Genomic DNA, 16827 nt, shown 5'->3' with positions numbered 1-16827 from the left:
CCACAAATCGATTATTTTAAGAGTTATTAAACAACTTTTACTTTCTGTTCGGATTTTGACAACACTAGATAGCCTACCGCTGCAAATGCTGATAAGAAGGCTACAACGATATAAGACCAGAACCAACCAAATTGATCAGCTAAAATTGGCATTAACCAATTGGAACCCATGTTTCCAATTAAATACGCTGTAACACCCACAAAGCCAATTGCCGTCCCAGCTATATTCAAAGGAACAAAGTCAATTGTTAGAATGTTAACAATTAATTGTGGTCCATAAATTAAGGCTCCTAAAATCCCACAAACCACCAAGAATAATGCGTAATTTTTTACACCACCGCTAACTAAGCTCTCGTAGAAAAAGACAAACACCACCATGGCAAACAAGCCAATTGCTCCAATTTTAGCCATTTTATTTGGGTATTTAACAGCTAACCATGCAAATATAAGTGATCCCGGGATCGCAATCCATTCAAGAACTGAAACAGCCAATTGTGCTCTTGTATTCGATAAGTTCCCCACTTCGCTAAGATAAATTGGCATCCAATCTGCAATTCCAAAACGGAGAAAATATAAGGCCACGTTGACAGCAGATACTAGTAATATTAGTGGATTGGTAAAAACATATTTCCAAATTAATTGCCAATAGCTCAGTCCAACTTTTTCTTCTTCAGTTGCCACATTAGATTCCCCGGCATCCCCATACATGGTTCTTAAGGAATCGAGGCCTTCAGATTCAGGGCTATCTCCGCCATAACGCCAACATAAATATGCAAAAATCAGCACCAAAACTCCTGGAACTAAAAAAGCCATGAAAATATTTCCTGTTTCAGGAACGACTAGACCCATACTGGTTAGGGCCACAATGATCAAAGGAAGTAAAGCTGATCCCACATTTTGTGAGATATTCCAACCCGCAATGGCTGCTCCACGAGATTTATTCGAGTAATAATTAGCAAGCATCATTTGAGAGGCAGGAGCTAAAGCACCTTGTACAACTCCACTCAATATTAGGAGAATGGCTAATACTGCAATCGATGTGTTGAAAAAGCCAATGAGAATGGCGATTAAGGCACTTGCTCCCAAACAGACCGAGAAAAGTTTTCTTATACTAACACGGTCTCCTAATGCTCCCATATAAAACTTAGCTAATCCATAAGAAATCGTTAAACAAGAAAGTAACAAAGCAATATCTGTTTTATCCCATCCATTTGTAGTCATGATACTATTTGACATTAACTTAAAATTATTCCGAACAAGATAAGCACATACATACCCTAGAAATGCAATTAGAAAAATTATTTTCCGCCGATAGAGATAACGTGCAAATTTCTCGGTATTTTGCTTTTGGTTAACTAATTCCATTACTGAAACCACTCCAATACAGTATATTATAAGTTCTAAAGTCTTGATTCTATTAGCATATTTTATTAAGCTGCTTGAAATATCTTCTAATGGCATCCCTCCTGTTATAATGGAAGCGCTTAAAAAAGGTAGGTAACACAAGTGTTTTACATAATAGTATTATCTTACTTTTTAACCCTTTAAACTATCAGCAGATTTCCTATTACCTGTCAGAAAATATCCTACACTGTGCGACTAATACTATTAAAATTGTGACAATGTGAAACTATGATTGTGATATAATAGTAAATACTAATTTAGGAATAAAACTCTAATTTGCGAATTGTTGTTGAGGAATTCGACCTAGAAAGGGATACTATGGGAAAATTATTCAAGGTTATTCCGGTTTTATTAATAATCACCTTATTAATAGGTTGTGGGTCAAACCTATCAACCTATAAAATTGATTTTTCAGAATATGAAAAGCAACCTACAGATAGTAAAGAGGATAAACAAGATCCGATCCGTTTAGCCATTTCGAGTGTGCTTTCTCCAACGGATACGATTATTTACTATCGAAAAATCGCAAATTATATCGGTAAAAAACTTAACCGACCAGCCATTTTAATCCAACGCAGAAGTTATAATGAAATAAACAACCTAATGATCAATGGGGGAGCTGATATAGCCTTGCTTCCAACAGGAGCTTATATCACGTATAGAGAAAACGGAGGATTTGAAGGAATTGCAACGCAAGAAAGATTTGGGAGCCCTTATTATTATGGTTACATTGTTGCAAGTGTTGAAAGCGGTTTCTCGACAATTGATGATTTGGAAGGCAAAGATGTTGCATTTTATGATCCTTCAAGTTATTCTGGATATCTTTTTGTGGAAGAAGAGTTGGAAAATTTGGGGGAAGACATCAAAAGCTTTTTTGGGAGACATGTATACACATATAGCCATGAACGATCCCTTAGTGCCGTTTTAAATAATACCGTAGATGCTGCAGCTGTCAATTCCCTAGTTTTTGAAACGATGGAACGTGAAAACCCTAAAGAAGTCAAAACATTAAAAATTATCGGAAAATCGATGCCGTTAGGTACTGGACCTGTTGTTATCAGAAGTAATTTAGCTAAGGAAGAAAAGGAAATGATTAAAGCGAGTTTTCTTACTATGCACGAACAGGATTCTATGAAGCTAGCACTTCAAGGTTTATATATTGATCGCTTTATCCCATTCGACTCGGAATATTATGAGGTTCTTTATGAAATGGATAAATAACTTGAAAATAAACCAAAAGATACTTGGGGCTATCATGTTCTCCACACTTTTTCTAGCTAGCATTTTTGGATGGATCATATGGGATTCACTTACAAATATGATGACGGAGGATCTCTCGAAACGAGGTGCCAATATCGCAAAAAATGTTGCAGAAATAAGCTCAGACTACATTCTCTTTGACGATCAATATGCGGTGGATAATCTTATTAAAGAAACAAAAAAGGTAGATGAAGAAATTCGCTATATCTTAGTTTTTGATAGTCGTCGCACGCTTTATGCTCATACATTTCCGAATCCTGAGATTCTTCCAAAAGGAATAGTAAAGGCACATACACCAAAAGGGGTTACCCAAAAAGAGGATGCGACTTTATCCTCAGATGAAGGTAATATCCACGATGTCATTGTTCCTATCGAAGAAGGAGAAGTAGGGTATGTTCGAGTGGGGATGTCAGAGGAAAAATCGTTGGAATACATATATTCTAGAATCGTTAAATTACTTATTGTCACATTACTAATATCAATTGGTGCCATGGGAATGGCTTATTTTGCTACCCGTATGATAACTAAACCGATCAATACTTTAGTAGATGTAGCTTTAGGCATATCGGCAGGTAACTTGTCCTTAAGAGCAGAAGGAACCAATAACGATGAGATTGGAAAACTAGCACAAGCTTTTAATGAAATGACTGATCATCTTATTAATTCTAATAATGAAGTGGACTATTTACTTAAGGAACTTCAACAAAAGGATTTATTGCGTGATAAGTTGATATCGAAGTTATTATCTGTTCAAGAGGATGAGAGAAAAAGAATTTCACGTGAACTTCATGATGAGACAAGTCAAGCTCTCACCTCATTAATGTTAACCATGCGAATTATGGCTAATGAGGCGAAAGATGGTGAACAACGTGAGTTACTTTATACAAGCAGAGATATAGCTGCAGGTATTTTAAAACAGATAAGGGATCTAGCCGTCGAATTACGGCCACCGATTCTTGATAAGATGGGGCTTGTTTCAGCGATAAAAAAATATGCGAAAAATTTTGAGGGAAAATACAAAATCCAAGTTCATTTGTTTGTTCCTGATGATGACGTTACAATAGCTGAACATGTTACGTTGGCTCTATACCGAATTGTTCAAGAAAGCATGAATAATGTGGTGAAACATACCAAAGCTACTGAAATTATGATTGGCTTGGATATTAATAAACGATGGATTAATTTGACCATAAATGATAATGGTCAGGGAATTCATGAAGCAGATTTTGAAAAAGTTAAGCAACAAAATAGGATTGGTATACATGGCATGAAGGAAAGAGCAGAGTTGCAGGGTGGTACATTTTTTATCAGGACGAACAAGATGGGAGGAACAGAAATTTCCGTTTCTCTACCATTAAATTAGAAAGAAGTGGTAAAGTTGAAACAGAGTTTCAAAAGGAAAATCAGTATTATGCTAGTTGATGATCATGCCATTCTTATATCAGGGTTAAAACTTTTATTGCAAAAACGGACTTCTTATCAAGTTGTTGGAGTAGCTGATGATGGGCATAAAGCTCTTGAGCTTTATGATAAATTAGTGCCGGATATTTTAATCCTCGATATTTCTTTGCCCGGTATGGACGGACTACAGGTACTAAAAAATATAAGGGTACGATATGAATATGCAAAAGTGATTGTCTTAACAATGTACGAAGATGAGGAATATGTATCGTTAATTATGGAAGCAGGTGCATCGGGTTACGTCCCGAAAGTAGCTGTAGATGAAGAATTGTATTCTGCTATTGATACAGTTATGGATGGCTATATATACTTACGCCCAAAGGAAATGACATCAATGATAAAAAATAAGCAGAGTGAAGAAAAGATTCACAAGATGTATTCTACATTAAGCCCCCGCGAACAAGAAGTACTACAGCTGATTGTTAAGGGACATTCATTAACTGAAATTGCAGGGGAACTACTGATAAGTATAAAAACAGTAGACACACATAAAACAAGAATCTTCAATAAACTAAACATTACTAAAAAAAGTGAACTGGTTGAATTCGTTTTTAAACATAATTTGATTGATATATAGAGGCAGCTGAATGTCGGTGCCTGTTTTTCGCTACGCTAATGTTTATATATCGAGGGACAGAAACCATACCTCCAACGATTACTAGAACTTGTTTCTCTGGGTAACGCAATTTTGCTGCTAGGGCAGATGGTATCAAATCCACTATAAAAAACTACCTAACACATCACATTAATACGAAACAACATTTAATGGAAGTGGTATCTCCCTGCCTAAGAAGAGCTTTTCTTTTGTTATATTTATTAATTCGTAAACTTTCAGAGAATGCCTGCTGTGTATTTTGGACACGCAAAAGTTAAATTTATAGCTGGATTCCTAATTTGATTTTCAATCGCTTGTGGGGTTTGGTACTCTAAACTACTATGAATCCTTTTTCTGTTATACCAACCCTCAATAAATTGGAACATCGCTAATTTTGCTGTATGGAAGTCTTGATATTGTACGTGATTCACTTCTTTCTTTTTATTTGGCATAAAAAGATTCAATACAGGGGGGGCACCCTTTTTGGCGGAAGGATTGCTTAATATTGAAATGTTGAGTAAATTCACCACATTGCGAAGCTGTCGCGGTACTGGAATAGTTTAATAAGCGAAAAATAGCTGTGTCAAAATCCAGGTTTGAGTGGATTTCGGCACAGCTTTTCTTTTGTAGATATGAATTATAGTTAAACAGGATCAGTTGCGAAATATCAAGGCTATGCAGAGGGAAATGAACAACTGAGGGCTGCATTTACAGAAGAAAAAAAATCCTTACGTCTGCTTCAGATGAAAAACAAGTATTTGCAAAAGCACTGGCTGCTATTCTTAGTCTGTTTTAATACAATAGATTTTTACAATGCAGAGCAAAAATCAAAGCTTCTCAATATTGTAATTTAAGCGCGTGAGAAATTGCTTGAGTTGCTCTAATTCGCTATCTGAAAAATCATCATAGAGATCATTCATAAATTGATCTTTAAACATTGTACAGCCTTCTAATAATGCTCGTCCTTTATCTGAAATCTTTACAAGTACTTCGCGATTGTTTTTTTCATTACGTTTGCGTTCGACATATTGCTGTTCTTCAAGCAACTTTAAATGGCGCGTAATGGCCGATTGATCGATAGCTAAGGATTGTTGCAGTACCTTTTGTGTAACACTATCCTTTTTAACTAAAGAAACTAAAATTTCATATCTAGTCAAACTAACTTCTGTTCTTTTTTCAAAAATTTGAGTGACGTGACGGTCTAACCTTTTCAACATCATAATCATTTGTTTCTTATCATCCAAACAAACTTCCATACTATTCCTCCTCACATTGGTTGCTCGTCGTTTTGCGCTCACTAAAACTTGTGTTCGAATTCGGCCCTATTATAAAAGCAATTTAGGTATCTAATGATGTATGCCAAAAACTGCTCTTTGTTACATTTAGCTTTTGGACGCTTTGCGATCCCTATATGATAGCATTTCCGTTCATTTGGATAAAGTGTAACAAATTTCAAACTTACGTGAATCAAGATATGATTAATGATTTAGTGATACGAATCAATAACACGTCATGTGAATACTTCCTCTAATTCACTTAGCTTGAAAAACGAATAATTTGTTCAAACGGTAAACGTGATGAATTACGTGCTGGCATAGCAGGCTTTCCGATAGCAATTAAAATCATCGGTAACTCATTGGCAGGTAGCTCATATTTTTTAGCGAATGCTGCTTTATCAAAACCGCCCATTATTACTGTTTCATAGCCCATGTCCTTCGCTAAAAGTACTACTTGCATAGAAATTAAACCAACATCTAAATGTGCAATATTTGTTCGTTCAATTTCAGAAAAATTACTATATGCAGATTCAGAATTGGCAATCATCATATCAGCAATATCACGTGGCATATAACCTAGCTCAACATTTAAATCATTAATTTCTTTAGCGTTTTTATACATTTCATTATCGCCTAATACCGCAATAATCGCTGATGATGTTTCGATTTGTTCCTGATTAAATCCAGCAATGCGTAGTTCTTTCTTTTGCTCTTGATCATCAATAACAAGGAAGCGCCAAGGCTGTAAGTTACTTGATGATGGAGCTGATGTTGCTTGTTCTAAAATATGTTGAATTTGCTCACGAGGAATAGTAACACCAGGCTCGTATTTACGCACCGATTTACGTTCATCCATTAATTTTTCTAAAGCTGTTTTTTGTTGTATCATATTTTTCACCCTTTTTTGTTGGAATTTGATTCGGCTTTCATTATAGTTGATTAGTCAACAGTTGACAAGTCATTTATCGATTCAGGATTTTTGATAGGCAAATGATTGGACAATTGGCACGGAAGAAATTGGGGGTTCAATTCCCTTACAGGTCATCTGATGGGTAGCACGGAACCCTTGATATACCAAAAGTTTTAGTCTTTTTTTCTGTTATTAATTATTTATATGTGAAGCCAAAAAGATAGCAACGGGTTGCCTGAGTTTGGGCACTAAATAGGGATTACCACGAAAAAATAATGATGATATAAATTAAATTGCTTAGGTACTAATACATGGAAGCACCTGTCATTAGGTTCTGCTATGTATTTTTTTACATGGAAACTTATCCTAGATCACACTGACGGAAATAATTTTAGCTGAGTATGTGAATTTGTACGTGAGTTATCGTGTGAATTGTACAGAGGAAAAGAAAAATAGAATAACAATATGTGATAAGATACACTTAAATGTTTTTAAGGTTATTAAGTTAGTAAAGTTATTATACTATTATAAGGAGTCCTAAAAGTGAAAAGGATAACAAGTTATTTAGCATTACTTTTGACGATTATGTTTATGGTTGGTTGCACGAACGAAGAAAATGCAACCATTACAGAAGGAGAAACAGATTCACAAGAAGTAACCACAGTCAATACTGATGAAAATAGTATAAAGGAAGAGACTATCAATACGGATCTTGACGGATCAATAGTTGAAGAAACAACAACCGAATCAAACGATGAAAAGTTCCCAGGATACAAACGTATTGAAATTGATGGTGGTGATTTGTCTGGATATCGTGAACCCAACGTCGTTGTTGACATTGGCTATGGGGACCGTGAATATTGGGCATTTACTAATGAATACGGGCAACTAGTACGTGTCATCGCTGACGAAATCACTTTACAAGATGACCGTAACGAACCTGTAACATCGTCTGGAAGATACTATTCTGATGAGGCGAAAGTTCCAGGTGTCGAAAGTGATGTTCTAGATGAAGGACATATCATCGCTGATTCTCTCGGAGGGGTATCGAATGCATATAATATTACCCCACAAGATAGTACACTTAACCGCCACGGTGACCAAGCTTATATGGAGAATGCGATTCGTAGTGCAGGTGGAGCCACTAATTTTGAAGCGATTATTACATATCCAAATTCGAAAACGCAGATTCCTTCACATTATCAATATACCTATACGTTAAGGGGCAACAAGATTGTTGATTCATTTGACAATGGAAACCCTGATGAAGTAAATGCATCACTCGGTTTAACAGGCAGCAAACCTTCTAATTCAGATAGATCAAATCAAAATTCAACGAGTTCAAATAAAAACGGTGATATTTCTAGTGTTGATACTAACGGAAATGGACAAGTTACGATTAAAGAAGCAAAAGAAGCAGGTTTCAGTATGCCCATAACGAGGGATCATTGGTTATATCCCTATATGCGTGATAACGATAATGACGGTATGGTAGGTGAGTAAGAGCCTTTAAGGTAAAATAAAGATTATTCACTAACAGATTTTTGCATTAATTTTATAAATAAACGGGGTTGTCCTAAAAGTCATTTGCCAGACTTTTGGGACAGCCCCGTTTTTTATTTTGCCTAATTGGCTGTATTTGAGCTTATAGAAGTATGCTGGTTAAGTACGTTCATTATAATGCGTTTAAAATTAACCCGATTGAAGCGTAGATAATTACCGTAAAGTAGATGACCATCATGTGTACTAAGGAAAATACAAACATTTTATTTGCCCAAACCTTCAGTTCGTTTTTACGTTGTCCGAATAAGCTGAGCCCTAACCAAATTAGGCCTAAGATAAGTGAAATTAAGGTGAGACCTAAGCTTAGTGGTAGAAATAAAAAGCTGGATAGCACCAATAAAATCAAATAGAAGTTGGTTTGAATATATGTCCGTTTCCTACTTTTGACAACGGGAAGCATTGGAATATTCGCTGCAGCATAATCTTTTTCCTTACGGATGGCAATCGCATAAAAGTGAGGCATTTGCCAAATCACCATGATTAAAAACAATGCCCAGCAAGCGGGATGCCAAATATCTGGAGCGACTGATGCCCAACCGATTAAAGGAGGCATGGCACCAGAAATACTCCCAACTTCCGTATTCCAAATAGTATGGCGTTTAGTCCACATTGTATAAGGGACAACGTAGAAAAATACCCCTAAAAATCCAAGTAAAGATGCTAATGGAGAGGTTAAATATAATAAAACTAACCCGATCACTAGTAATAAAATGGCAGCTACTAAAACTTTTTTAATTGATATAGCACCTGTAACTGTAGGGCGAACCTTTGTACGAGCCATAATGGCATCAATATCGCGATCATAAATGTTATTGAACGCACCGGCTGCGGCTATAACGGCTGCTGTTCCTAAAAATGCAAAAACTACATTCCAAACGTTATCTACAAAACTGTATTGATACGTATATAAAGCGAGCATTAATCCTGCGATCATTGGAATAAGATTTGACTTGATAATTCCTGTTTTAACTACTTGAGCCCATAAGGTCCTCTGTGATTGCTTTTTCATTGTATTTTGTAGCTCCTCTTTTATTCACAAGAACTAATATAACCTATAAGGTTAGCTAAATTCCATCATAATATTGCTTTTCTACAATCATTTTTAATTATATCATGTCTATATCTAATGAGATAAAAATATAGATGAACTTTATCCATTTCTTTGTTTTATAGCATAGATTGGTACTAGGGTGTAGTCTTACCGAAAAGATGTTGTTTAGTCGACCAAACATAGATATTAAGAATATGCAGTTAGTGAATGCAATGGACTTCTCGAAAAAAGTAATTGTAATAAAGAAAGAGAAAATAATGTCACAGCCACATTCTTCTGCGTGGACGATGTTGAGTAGTTTTGAATATCCAGAATCGAATGGATAAATAGATTCCGTTGACAAATAATAATTGTAAGAAAGTAAATGAGAATTTTATTTAACATTGGAGGAATATCATGGGTAAATTAGATGGTAAAGTAGCTATCATTACAGGGGCAGCACAAGGTATGGGTGCTATGCATGTTCGTAAATTCGTGGAAGAAGGCGCAAAAGTAGCAATTACGGACCTAAACTTTGAAGGTGTACAAAAACTAGCCAATGAATTGGGAGAAAATACAATCGCTCTTAAATTAGATGTTGCTAGTGAAGAGAACTGGGTAGAAGTAGTAGGAAAAACAGAAGAAACATTTGGTCCAATCAATGTTTTAGTAAACAACGCAGGCATTGGTATTTTCAAAACTTTAGAAGAATTAACCGTAAAAGACTTCGAATTAACATTTAAAGTAGATGAACTGGGAGTATTCTTGGGAATGCAAAAAGTACTTCCTTCTATGAAAAAAGCTGGCGTAGGTTCAATTGTTAACATTTCATCAGTAGATGGTTTAGTAAGTGCGCCAACGGCCATTGCTTATAGTGCTTCTAAACATGCTGTCACAGGTATGACAAAAGGGGCTGCTGCAGAGCTTGGACCCTATAATATCCGTGTGAATTCCGTACATCCTGGAATCATCAAAACCCCTATGGCTGACCAACCAGATGTTGAAGAATATCTAAAGCAACTTGAACAAGATATTCCCCTAAGAAGAAGAGCAGAAGTAAATGAAGTTTCTAATTTAGTTATGTACCTTGCATCCGATGATTCTAGCTATTCGACTGGAAGTCAATTTGTAGTAGATGGCGGAATGATCTCTGACCTATAAAAAAGAGGAATGGTTATGAGGAAATTTTCAAATGAAGCCTTAGGTCTTATAGATTATTCCTATTATTAATTGAGCACAATTCTGTAGTGGAATTGTGCTTTCTTATGGTTATAGATCTAAACTGATATATGGCTTGTCCAGTTAAAGCAAAGAATATATGAAGACAGTACGATGGGGAAATGGAGCGGAGTATTTGCAATTAAACCTAGATGAAAACCATAAAACAGCTAAATTCTTACTTCTACTTTAGTAAGTTTTTTTGTCCGAAGATAGATTATCATGACACGTTCTAAAAAAAATTCAAAAGGGCTCGGAATTAAAAAACTTCCGAACCCTTTTATCTGCAAACTAAACGTCTTTTATGATGGGATTTAATTTCTATGTGAAATGTTAAATATGCAATCATGTATTCTAGATAGATGAGGAATTAATTCTTGTAGACTTCGTTATGTTGCACCTTATCAGAAATGGAAAAAGTCCTGTTGAATTTTAATAACCAAATTCCTCATGTTCTTATGACTATATAATTCAAGACTTTATTTCATAGAAATATATTCATTTCCTAGGTGGAGGAGAATGTAGTGAAGTAGAGGAGACGATTTAATAGTAGTAGTGTTTGTGCGATTATTATTCCTTTTTAAGATAACGTTTATAATATACATGATTATAAACGACCCTTTTCATGAGAAAGGTAGATATCTTCGTGTCGTTAGAGTCCTTAAAGTATTGAGGAGAGTCCCACAATTCTTTAAAAACTTCTGAAGTTAGGTTTTCTGAATAGATCTTAGATCCAGTTAATTTTAAGGCAATACTCTTTAGCATTTCTTCATGATCAGAGTATAACTTATTAAAATACTCAGTATCTTTATTTAATATATGAGTAACGATTTCATTTTTTGTATTCAATATTACACCTCATCTCTATGCTGCTATAGGTAATATGTACCCTGTTTTTACTGAAGGAAAACTTGAAATTATAAAAAGCAGAATTTTAGCAGAGCAAGGTCGTAGAATTTATAATGATTTAAAAGGATTAATTGGGGGAGTATTATTTTTTCTGGATGGATGTTACTGCTTGAATAGTTGAAATGTAGGAAAACTATAAGAACTATCGGTGATTCACGTTGCTAAATAATTTGATATAGGTCCTCAGTTTGTTTAAAAGCCTAGAAGATCTCATGAGATCTTCTAGGCTTTTTCATTAGTTATAATTTAATTTTTTCTTCTATTTTAAAGAGAATAAACTTGAAGAAATCGTAATGATAAAGAGTAAAATTACAATAATGAATACTGTATAGTAAGAACCTGTTGAATCGAAAAGTAACTGAATAATGTTGTCCCATACGCCACACCTAACGTAGAGGCTGACATGATTGTTGTATAGATCGATGCGTAATCTCGCCCGCCGAATACTTCGCGAATTACGACTGGAGGAAGTAAGATAGATCCAAAAGATTCAATACCAACTATTTTACAGGTATTGCATGTGAAATTTTATTTTCTTGCATGCCTAAGTCCATAACATTGTCTGTGCTTTTGATGGAAAGACGTAAAACATCGCCATCTTGCAAGTACCCATTGTCTTTTTGCGTATCGATAAAATAAGAGATTTTATCTTCATGAGGAATTGTATTATCAGAAATATATTGGATGATATTTGCATTTAGACGTAAGCATACGCCACCAGGCGTTCCTGTAAGCACAAGGTCTCCTGTTTTCAAATTGAAGATTTCGGACATTTCACTTAATGTTTCTGTTGGTTTGAAAAGTAATTGATCCGTTATTACATGTTGGCGCGTTTCCCCGTTTACTTCTAAGTGAAGAACAAGTTGATCTAGGTATTGAATCTCATCTTCTTCTAATAAATAAATGTAAGGCCCTACTGGACAAAAACCTCGATAGCTTTTTCCTTTGAACCATTGTTGTTCTACAATTTGCACGTCTCGTGCAGACATATCATTGGCGATAACAAGGCCAGCAATGTAGTCTTTTAGATTATCCCCTGTAATCGTGGTTTGTTCTGTGATGTCTTTATTCATGATCAGACCAAGCTCAATCTCATAGTCCAATAATTTCACATGTGCAGGACAGAGTATATCAGCCGTTGCGGATGTTAATGTGCTAGATGCTTTTGTGAACAGTAAATTGTACGGAGGCTTTTGTTTTGTAAAACCAGCTTCTTCGCGGTGTACGCTGTAGTTGGTTCCTTGACAAAAGATATTAGCATCTTCAGTGACTGGTGAAAGTAAAGTGATATCTTCATTAGTAACGATTTTTCCATTTGTTTTTGCATGTTGAATGGCTTCATACCCGTTAGTTAATAATTTGTTTAATGATTCGGCCTCATGTTCAATGATTCGAATGGCTTCTTCTAAAACACCCCAATGTACTTGAGATTCATATTCAAAACGTAATAATTTTATGCCCATATTAATATCCTCCTTAAAGTTATTACACTTATTGTAATGGTTAAGCTTTACATGGTACTAGAATAAGATTTATTGAAATCTAGAGTGAAATTAAATTTAAAAATGAAATTTGGTCTTGACACGTTTTTCAAATGCAAAGTAATATTTAACATTCACGGAAAAATCAGCTCAATCAGGTCTTCATATTTAGAGGCTTCTGTATACCAATAATTGATCAAGTATTGTCAGTGTGAAAATTTGATAAATAAATCTGCAAGAAATAACTCGGTAAATTATTAACCTACTGAATTATTTTTATTAGATGACGTCTGTTGAATTAGAAGGCTCGTATTCTGTTTTTTGGACGGATCCTTTTTTAGAGAGTGATGTTATCACCAACCAAATAATGGCTAGTGCCAATAAACCAATGGCAGCAAGAAATAGTGTAAAACGACCACCTACTTGTCCAAATGAATGTAAAGTTAGTTGATACATGAAAGGGCTAATGATAGCGCCAAGTCCTTGTGCGGCAGCTGCAAATCCAACGAAAGATATGCCCTTGGCTATATTTGAAAGATCCGAAATACGTGATAATACTCCAGGAATCACGATTCCTAAGCCCATCCCCCCAACTAAACTGGCCATGAATATGAATGTTAAGTCTTTAGCATAGAAACACCACAGGATTCCAGCTGCAGTCAATATAATGCCGAAAGGAATATTGAAGTTTGGCCAAAGTTGGCGAAGTCGTCCGAAGAAGAAGCCAACTAATAATGTACCTAGAGTGAATAATGAAATAGCTAGGCCCGCTTCTGTTGCGCTACCTAGTTTTTCGGCTTGAATAATGATCGAAATGTTCGTCACATAGCCGAATACCAAGGCTGTATAAAAAACTTGTCCTAGTGTAAAGCCATAAACGGTTTTAGAAGCTGAAAATAGAATTTCTTTAAGAGAGGCATTCTCCACTTGTAGCCTGTTTGGCTCTGGTAAATATAAGAATGTAATCGCCAAAATCCAAATAGGAAAAAGATAGACTAAGAATCCGAATTGCCAGCTGTAGGCATCAGCAAGCATACCACCAGCCACTTGAAAGAATACTGCACCAATACAAGCAACAGTTGATGTGCCGAGACCAATTAAAGTATCTCTTTCACGACCATTAAAGAAGCTTGATATGATATCAATGGATAATGGTAGTGTAATGCCGACACCAAGACCCAATATACCGCGGAATGCAATTATTATAAATAGATTATCTATGAAGAATGGCATAATCCCCCCAATAATGAACAGGAGGAGTCCGGTAAAAAGAAGGGTCCTTTTTGAAAACGCATTCGCTAATTTCCCATAGAACAAGGAAGGGAAAATCTGAAAAAAACCAGGGATTGTAGCAATGAGCATCACGACGGAAGGGGGGAATTCAGGAAAGGCCACGATAAGATCGGCCATAATGGAACCTGCTACACCTGCGGCAACATCCTGGAATGCGATTAGAACGATTAAAAACTTTAAAAAAGTAACGTTTTTTGTCTTTGCCATAAATAAAGACCCCCAAATTTATATTCAATTTTAAATAAATGCCGTGCAATGGCTTAGATACTGAGTGTGACTCCCTTCTTAATAGTTACTCAAGATGATAGCATAGAATCTCACATACAATATCGATGGTTTTTAATCAAAAGTAGAGCCATTTTACGAAAAAATCACTTATTTATTCAGAATAATCAAAAAATAAGAGAGCCTTTTTTATATAAAACTATAACTTTTAATGTCGGAAATAATTTGATTTGATGGTGAATTCAATAAAATATATTTGTTTTAGGTCAATCCATTTCAATTTTTCCTAAGATAATTAGGGATTTCAAAAGTAGCATAAGTTCAAATGAATGAGTAGAACTTCTTAAATCTTTATTGAGCATTTCTTCAATTTTTTGTATTCGATAGACCAGCCCACTCATTGATAAGTTTAAATCAAGCATGGTCTGTTGTAAGTTGCCGTTGTTGTTTAAAAATGCATAGAGCGTCTTTAAAAATTCATCCTTTTTATGTGCCTTTAATGCAAGAATGGGTGAGAGTTCTTTTTCCGCAAGTTGGATAATTGTATTCATATTGACGGGATTAATGATGGATCCCATAATACTCGTATTTTCATAGTAAATAAGGTTGGATTTCTTATCGATATTTAATGATGTCATTGCCTGTTGATTGGCTTCAGGTATATCTTCGATGGTATGAAGGGAACGACTTAAACCAACACGAAATTCATAACTTTTAAATATTCGATGTAAATGTTTTAAAATATTTGTTAGAAGTTCATGTGTCTTTTCTTTCTTTGGAAACAAAAAAGTGATTTCTTGTTGAAACTCCGTAATGAAAATTTGAACTTGGTGCATTTCCAAATAGGTTGTAAAGGATTGAATAATTTTATTCATCAAGGTGGAATCCTTAATGATGATTCCTTTTTTTATAATGCGTAAATTCCCAATATAGAAGTCTTCGTTTAAATCGATTTGCAACAAATAACTGCGAGATATCATGTTACTTTTCGATATATATTGCTTCTGTAATAGTTGCTCAAAAAAATAAGCCTTCATATTTTCTATAGCTTCTAAGCTTGATTTTTCATTTAAATAACATAAGGCTATCCCAGTAGCTGATCGTTGTAAAAAGTTCATTTCATCCTTTCGTGGTCCTTCTTCACATGAGTAAAGAAAAGAAATATAGCCAATGATTTGTTTTTGAACCGTTATTGGACTGATTAAGCGAATGTGTTCTGTGCAATCAATTTGAATTGAATGTAAAGGTTCAATGTGTTTCATTAAGATCTTCCCTGATTTAGTCTGCGGCATTTGATTAGCAAAATCAGTAGCTACAGCTTCTAATTCTGGTTCTGTCATTCCAATGGAATGAAGTGTATTAAAATTTAAATCTTGAATAATGACAGGAACGTTTAAATTTTCATGAATTGTATCTAATATTTGTTCAATTGTCATTCCCTGAGAAATGCCAATTGTTAAATCGTTATGGAAAGAAGAAACTTTTTCGGTTTGTTTTTTTTCGAGAAAAAGTTGTTCATAGGTTTGATTCAACACATCAATCATTGGTGCTTGATGTGTTTTTTGTAATTCTTCCTTCGTTTTTTCATCCCAATGTTCTATCATTCTCATTTCAAAAGCGCAGTCATCATCACCTTTAGCTCTACAAGTAATTTCAACAATATAAATTTCTCTCTTGGTTAAATAGGAAGTATAACCACTTGCATACCCTGCTAGGGTATGACAAATACACGAATCACTTTTGCCAAAATGATTCGTATGTTCATATATTTCATAAGAATTGATCCAGATTCCCTTTGCATACATATATTTAACCGTATCGTCAGGATTAAGTTCTAAAATTCTATCAGATATAACATCAGTAATCTGGCCAGAATTCAAATGATAACCAGAGGCACAATCTAATTTTTCACGTAAACTAAGTGGTCTCTGTTCGACTTCTTTTGCATGAACGACACCGATATTCCAGCCATAACGTCTTAAAAAGACTTTAGCATATTCCAAGCCGAGATATTCAATCAACTCTTTGCGTAGTAGACCAAATGTACCTGATGTTGAAAATAATTCTTTATCGACATATCCTGAATTTGCCATCATAGAATCCCCCCATAAGTTTACGGATCTACAAAAAATAAAGCGCTTACAAAAAACATTCTAACAGAAATAAATGGAAAATGTAAACTTTATAGGAATTATAACCCAT

Annotated in this window: 14 protein-coding genes; 5 read left to right on the top strand and 9 right to left on the bottom strand. The window is 35.0% G+C overall.

All coding sequences use genetic code 11. The features are described 5' to 3' along the window. Positions 1–26 precede the first annotated feature (26 nt). A complete protein-coding gene (locus ACIQXH_RS08070) occupies positions 27–1460 on the bottom strand; it encodes an MFS transporter (protein WP_403122953.1) in 1434 nt (477 codons plus the stop codon). Between the two features lie 261 nt (positions 1461–1721). On the opposite strand from ACIQXH_RS08070, the gene ACIQXH_RS08065 reads away from it, so the two are divergent. Genes ACIQXH_RS08065 through ACIQXH_RS08055 form a run of 3 tightly spaced genes read left to right on the top strand, consistent with a single transcriptional unit; the run spans position 1722 to position 4701 of the window. Then, on the top strand, positions 1722–2624 hold the full coding sequence (locus ACIQXH_RS08065; protein ID WP_403122951.1) for a substrate-binding domain-containing protein: 903 nt from the start codon (positions 1722–1724) through the stop codon (positions 2622–2624). Further along, positions 2608–4026, top strand: a complete 1419-nt coding sequence (locus ACIQXH_RS08060) for a HAMP domain-containing sensor histidine kinase (RefSeq protein WP_403122946.1) — start codon at positions 2608–2610, stop codon at positions 4024–4026. Before ACIQXH_RS08065 ends, ACIQXH_RS08060 begins: the two co-directional genes overlap by 17 nt. A gap of 48 nt (positions 4027–4074) precedes the next feature. Next, complete coding sequence (locus tag ACIQXH_RS08055; RefSeq protein ID WP_403122943.1) at positions 4075–4701, top strand: response regulator; 627 nt, start codon at positions 4075–4077, stop codon at positions 4699–4701. 254 nt (positions 4702–4955) lie between these two features. Here ACIQXH_RS08055 and ACIQXH_RS08050 read toward each other — a convergent pair whose 3' ends face one another. The 3 genes from ACIQXH_RS08050 to ACIQXH_RS08040 form a co-directional block, all read right to left on the bottom strand. Continuing rightward, positions 4956–5183, bottom strand: a complete 228-nt coding sequence (locus ACIQXH_RS08050) for an IS3 family transposase (RefSeq protein WP_403122941.1) — start codon at positions 5181–5183, stop codon at positions 4956–4958. A gap of 363 nt (positions 5184–5546) precedes the next feature. Then, a complete protein-coding gene (locus ACIQXH_RS08045) occupies positions 5547–5975 on the bottom strand; it encodes a MarR family winged helix-turn-helix transcriptional regulator (RefSeq protein WP_402876086.1) in 429 nt (142 codons plus the stop codon). Positions 5976–6255: 280 nt separating this feature from the next. Further along, on the bottom strand, positions 6256–6885 hold the full coding sequence (locus tag ACIQXH_RS08040) for a nitroreductase family protein (RefSeq protein WP_403122938.1): 630 nt from the start codon (positions 6883–6885) through the stop codon (positions 6256–6258). Positions 6886–7491: 606 nt separating this feature from the next. On the opposite strand from ACIQXH_RS08040, the gene ACIQXH_RS08035 reads away from it, so the two are divergent. Next, positions 7492–8409, top strand: coding sequence for a DNA/RNA non-specific endonuclease (locus ACIQXH_RS08035; protein ID WP_402876095.1), 918 nt, complete (start codon positions 7492–7494; stop codon positions 8407–8409). 172 nt (positions 8410–8581) lie between these two features. Here ACIQXH_RS08035 and cyoE read toward each other — a convergent pair whose 3' ends face one another. Then, positions 8582–9478 carry a heme o synthase gene (gene cyoE / locus ACIQXH_RS08030; protein WP_402876089.1) on the bottom strand — a complete coding sequence of 299 codons (897 nt, stop codon included), beginning with the start codon at positions 9476–9478 and terminating at the stop codon, positions 8582–8584. Between the two features lie 438 nt (positions 9479–9916). Between cyoE and ACIQXH_RS08025 the strand changes: the two genes are divergently transcribed. Beyond that, positions 9917–10660, top strand: a complete 744-nt coding sequence (locus ACIQXH_RS08025; protein WP_403122936.1) for an SDR family NAD(P)-dependent oxidoreductase — start codon at positions 9917–9919, stop codon at positions 10658–10660. Between the two features lie 627 nt (positions 10661–11287). On the opposite strand, the gene ACIQXH_RS08020 is transcribed toward ACIQXH_RS08025, so the two are convergent. The 4 genes from ACIQXH_RS08020 to ACIQXH_RS08005 all read right to left on the bottom strand — a co-directional run bounded on the left by ACIQXH_RS08020 (position 11288) and on the right by ACIQXH_RS08005 (position 16718). Next, entirely contained in the window at positions 11288–11566 is a 279-nt protein-coding gene (locus ACIQXH_RS08020) for an RNA polymerase sigma factor (protein ID WP_403122933.1), read from the bottom strand. A gap of 560 nt (positions 11567–12126) precedes the next feature. Next, positions 12127–13089 carry a fumarylacetoacetate hydrolase family protein gene (locus ACIQXH_RS08015; RefSeq protein WP_403122931.1) on the bottom strand — a complete coding sequence of 321 codons (963 nt, stop codon included), beginning with the start codon at positions 13087–13089 and terminating at the stop codon, positions 12127–12129. A gap of 297 nt (positions 13090–13386) precedes the next feature. Next, the gene (locus tag ACIQXH_RS08010; protein ID WP_403122928.1) at positions 13387–14607 is read right to left on the bottom strand and encodes an MFS transporter; all 1221 of its coding nucleotides are present in this window, start codon (positions 14605–14607) and stop codon (positions 13387–13389) included. 284 nt (positions 14608–14891) lie between these two features. Continuing rightward, the gene (locus tag ACIQXH_RS08005; RefSeq protein WP_403122925.1) at positions 14892–16718 is read right to left on the bottom strand and encodes a helix-turn-helix domain-containing protein; all 1827 of its coding nucleotides are present in this window, start codon (positions 16716–16718) and stop codon (positions 14892–14894) included. Between the last annotated feature and the right edge of the window lie 109 nt (positions 16719–16827).

The sequence above is a fragment of the Peribacillus sp. NPDC097225 genome (genome assembly GCF_044761955.1).
In the GTDB taxonomy this organism is placed as follows: domain Bacteria; phylum Bacillota; class Bacilli; order Bacillales; family DSM-1321; genus Peribacillus.
This window is presented reverse-complemented; position numbering and strand designations above follow the sequence as displayed.